Consider the following 4,373-nt stretch of genomic DNA (forward strand, 5'->3'; position numbering starts at 1 on the left):
CCTGCGCCGCCGACTCGCGCTGCTGCGACGCGAGCTCGGCGAACCCTGGCCCGACGTGTCGGACTCGGGGCTGCTCGAATCGCTCGACACGTGGCTGGCGACGGAGCTCGATGCCCTCGCGTCCGGCGCCCCCGCCAGCCGGCTGGATCTCACGTCCGCCCTTCGCCGTCTGCTGCCCTGGCCGGAAGCCGTGCACCTGGATACGCTCGCCCCGGAACGGCTCGCCGTGCCCAGCGGGTCCCGGGTGCGCATCACCTACCCGGAGCCCGACGGCGACGCGACCGCACGCCCCGTCGTGGCAGTGAAGCTGCAGGAGTGCTTCGGCTGGGCGGAGACGCCGCGGCTGGTGGACGGACGCGTTCTCGTGCTCTTCCACCTGCTGTCCCCGGCGGGGCGGCCGCTCGCCGTCACAGACGACCTCGCCTCCTTCTGGTCCGGTCCCTACGCCCAGGTGCGCGCCGAGATGCGCGGCCGCTACCCCCTGCACCCATGGCCCGAAGATCCGTGGGCAGCGGCGCCGACCAAGCACACCAAGAACCGCGCCGCACGCTGACCCGCACCCCCGAGCCGGTCTCAGCGAGTTCGCCGCCGCAGCGTGAGGGCGGCAAGCGCCAGGGCCCCGACGGCGAACGCCACGACGATGAGCAGCGGACCGAACACGTCCGCGCCCTCGTCGCCCGCCGCGACCGCGTTGATCGTGTCGATCGCGTAGCTGAGCGGCAGCCAGTCGGAGATAGCGTGCAGCACATCGGGCATCTGGTCTCGGGGCATGAACAGACCGCCGAGGATGATCTGCGGGAACACCAGCAGCGGCATGAACTGCACGGCCTGAAACTCGGTCTGGGCGAACGCGCTCGCCAGCAGCCCGAGCGCCGTGCCGAGCAGAGCATCGACAACCGCGACGAGGCCGAGCTGCCACAGCGGCCCGTCGACGTCGAGGCCGCACACCGCGACCGCGAACGACACCGTGATCACCGCCTGCAGCAGGGCCATCAGCCCGAACGCGAGTGCGTAGCCGAGGATGAAGTCGGCCTTCTCGAGTGGCGTGGTCATCAGCCGTTCGAGCGTGCCGGAACGGCGCTCGCGCAGGGTGGTGATCGATGTGATGAGGAACATCACGATGAACGGGAACAGCGCCAGGATCGCACCGCCGAACTGGTCGAACACACCGTCCTGCTCGCTGAACAGCCAGGCGAAGAGACCGACGAGCAGGCTCGGGGCGATGAGCATCAGGGCGATCGACCGCGGGTCGTGCCGCAGCTGCGTGAGCACGCGCCCGGCGGTCGCGAACAGCCGACGGCCGTTCATCCCTCGACCTCCTCATCCCGCTCGTGCGCCTCTCGCCGCGCCCGCCTGGTGGTCGCGGCGCCGGCCGCGCTGTCGCGCTCGATCAGAGCGAGGAACGCGGCTTCGGCGTCGCTCGTGCCGGTGTCGGCGAGCAGCGACGATGGTGTCGTGTCGGCGATGATCCGCCCTTCCCGCATCAGGAGCAGCCGGTCGCAGCGCACAGCCTCGTCCATCACGTGGCTCGAGACGATGAGTGTGACGCCCCGGTCGGCAAGGCGGCGGAACAGGCTCCACAGCTCGGCACGCAGCACAGGGTCGAGGCCGACCGTAGGCTCGTCCAACACGATGAGCTCCGGGGCGCCGATCAGTGCGACCGCGAGCGACACCCGCGTCGCCTGGCCACCGCTCAGCGAATCGACGAGCTGCGCCGCCTGCGCGCCGAGACCGACCTCCTGGATGACCCGGTCGACATCGCCCTTCGGCGCTTTCAGGAGCGAGGCGAAGTAGGTGAGATTCTGCCGCACGCTGAGATCGCCGTAGACCGAGGCGCCCTGCGTGCCGTACGCGACACGATGCCGCAGCTGGCGGGAACCGCCCGGCTCACCGAGAACGGTCACGTCGCCCGACGCGATCCGCTGCACCCCGACGATCGACCGCATGAGCGTGGTCTTGCCGCACCCCGAGGGACCCAGCAGCCCCGTGATCTGGCCGCGGGGCACGGCGAGGTCGATGCCGTCGAACACACGAACGGCCCCGCGCCGCACGCGCAGCTGCGTGATCTCGACGGCAGCATTATTCATCATGCGATGAATTATGCGCCTCCCGCTCGACGGCGTCAACGGGTTCTCCAGAGCGCAGCAAGGTGGAGCGCCGTAGAAGGTGCAGAGCAGAAGGAAGTGGAGCTCAGCCGAAGAGGTAGCGCTGCACCGTGGGGCCCAGCCGTGCGACGAGGTCCTCCACCGGGGCGGCAGCGAGCGCAGGGAGCTTCAGCACATATCGGGCAATCAGCATCCCGGCGATCTGCGAGGCGACGAGCGATGCCCTGAGGTCGGCGTCGTCGACGTCGAGGCTCCGCGAGATGCGGGAGAGGAGCTCACGCGAGAGGAATCCTGCCAGCAGCGGTGTCGTCACCCGACTCCCGATCGCGGTGCGCAGGAGCATGACCCCGCGCCGGCGCACCTCGGGCTGCTCGAACGCCTCGAGGACGTATCGGATCAGACGTTCACCGACCTCGTCACGCGGACCCGCGAGGATCCCCGGCACATCGATGTCCGGACGCAGCGGGATGCCCACGGCTTCGGCGAAGAGGTCGGCTTTGGTGCCGAAGTAGTGGTGCACGAGGGCGGAGTCCACCCCGGCCCTCGCGGCGATGGAGCGGATCGTCGCTCCGTCGTAGCCCTTCTCCCCGAAGTCGTCCACGGCGGACGCGATGATGCGCGCGCGCGAGTCCGAGACGCCGCGGGGACGGCCACGCCGCCTGGGGGGCTTGTGCTCGGTCATGCCCGTCAGCCTATGATGCGCGGCGATGGCACGGCGCGCCGGTCAGTCGAGCAGATGACGCAGATAGCGCGTCGGATGCTCGAGGAACGAACGCCAGTGGTTCACGATCTCGAGGTCGTCCCACTCGGCCGGGCGCACACCCCACTCGCCGACCTCGAGGATCTTCGCTCCCGGCAGGGCCGCCAGCACCGGCGAGTGGGTGGCGCACAGCACCTGCCCTCCCTCGTCGGCGATGCGTCGGAGCACGGCGATCAGGGCGAGGGTGGAGTTGAAGGACAACGCGGCCTCCGGCTCGTCGAGGCAGTAGAAGCCCGGCTCGTCGAAACGGCTCTCCAGCAGTGCGAGGAACGACTCGCCGTGGCTCATCTCGTGGAACGGCACATCGGGTGCGCTGGTCGACGGGTTCTCCTCGAGGTAGGTGTAGAAGGAGTGCATCGTCTCTGCACGGAGGAAGAACCCCCAACGGCTCGAGCCCACTCCCCGCTGCAGCCGCAACCACTCGGACAATGGCGATTCGGTCGCCCGCGTGGTGTGTCGAGCCTGCCGGGAACCTCCCTCGGGTGAGAGGCCGTACGCGATCGCGACGCCCTCGACCAGGGTGGACTTGCCGCTGCCGTTCTCGCCGACCAGGAAGGTCACCCCGGGGTCGAGGTCGATCCCCTCACGCAGCACCTGGGCGACCGCGGGGATGTTCGTCGGCCACCCCGTGCCCGTCGTCGGCGCCTCATCGTTCGGACGGACCGCGACGACGGGCTGCTGCCGTCGTCGCCGAGAGGTCGGCTCCCAGAACGCATCCATCGTGATCCCTCCCCGTGTGGCGTCTCGGAGAGGCTACCCGCATCCCCCGACAGGGACACGGGAAGGAGCCTCAGCACTCGATGACGTTGACAGCGAGGCCACCCTCGCTCGTCTCCTTGTACTTGGTGGACATGTCGGCCCCCGTCTGGCGCATCGTCTCGACGACGGCGTCCAGCGAGACGTAGTGGCTGCCGTCGCCGCGAAGGGCGAGCCGCGCAGCGGTGACGGCGGTCGAGGCGGCGATCGCGTTGCGCTCGATGCACGGAATCTGCACGAGCCCGCCGATCGGATCGCACGTGAGACCGAGGTGGTGCTCCATCGCGATCTCGGCCGCGTTCTCGATCTGCCGGTTCGTGCCGCCCATCACCGCGGTGAGGCCGCCGGCCGCCATGGCACAGGCGCTGCCGACCTCGGCCTGGCACCCGCCCTCCGCGCCGGAGATCGACGCGTTGGCCTTGAACAGCGACCCGAGCGCCGTCGCGGTCAGCAGGAAGCGACGGATGCCGCGGCGACGGTTCGCCTCAGCGGTCTGCTCCTCGTCGAGGTCGCTCCCGTCGCTCACCGCACGCACGTCCGACTCGAAACCGAGCAGCGCACTGCCGACCAGCTCGCCGTACGGGGTGACCGCGTTGCCCGCCCCGAGCCCCGAGTCGGCAAGGAAACGCCACCAGTACATCGCGACGGCTGGGAGGATGCCTGCGGCTCCATTGGTCGGCGCGGTGACGACGCGACCGCCCGCCGCGTTCTCCTCGTTCACGGCGAGCGCGAAAGCCCCGAGCCATTCGCCG

Annotated in this window: 6 protein-coding genes; 1 reads left to right on the forward strand and 5 read right to left on the reverse strand. The window is 70.0% G+C overall.

Translation table 11 applies throughout. The features are described from left to right. The coding region (locus DSP71_RS08930) for an ATP-dependent helicase C-terminal domain-containing protein (protein ID WP_309472612.1) at positions 1–553 on the forward strand (553 nt) is incomplete at its 5' end. 20 nt (positions 554–573) lie between these two features. On the opposite strand, the gene DSP71_RS08935 is transcribed toward DSP71_RS08930, so the two are convergent. The 5 genes from DSP71_RS08935 to DSP71_RS23435 form a co-directional block, all read right to left on the reverse strand. Continuing rightward, positions 574–1,308 carry an ABC transporter permease gene (locus DSP71_RS08935; protein ID WP_113680917.1) on the reverse strand — a complete coding sequence of 245 codons (735 nt, stop codon included), beginning with the start codon at positions 1,306–1,308 and terminating at the stop codon, positions 574–576. After that, positions 1,305–2,090, reverse strand: a complete 786-nt coding sequence (locus DSP71_RS08940) for an ABC transporter ATP-binding protein (protein ID WP_218867781.1) — start codon at positions 2,088–2,090, stop codon at positions 1,305–1,307. Before DSP71_RS08940 ends, DSP71_RS08935 begins: the two co-directional genes overlap by 4 nt. Positions 2,091–2,190: 100 nt before the next feature. Continuing rightward, positions 2,191–2,787 (reverse strand): TetR family transcriptional regulator, encoded by a 597-nt coding sequence (locus DSP71_RS08945; protein ID WP_113680918.1) that lies wholly within the window; start codon positions 2,785–2,787, stop codon positions 2,191–2,193. Positions 2,788–2,829: 42 nt separating this feature from the next. Next, positions 2,830–3,585, reverse strand: coding sequence for an AAA family ATPase (locus DSP71_RS08950; protein ID WP_046746703.1), 756 nt, complete (start codon positions 3,583–3,585; stop codon positions 2,830–2,832). A 70-nt stretch (positions 3,586–3,655) separates the two neighbouring features. Continuing rightward, positions 3,656–4,373 (reverse strand): L-serine ammonia-lyase, iron-sulfur-dependent, subunit alpha (locus DSP71_RS23435; RefSeq protein WP_258546341.1); only part of this gene is annotated, 718 nt, incomplete at its 5' end.

It is taken from the genome of Microbacterium sp. H6, from assembly GCF_003314775.1.
In the GTDB taxonomy this organism is placed as follows: domain Bacteria; phylum Actinomycetota; class Actinomycetes; order Actinomycetales; family Microbacteriaceae; genus Microbacterium; species Microbacterium oxydans.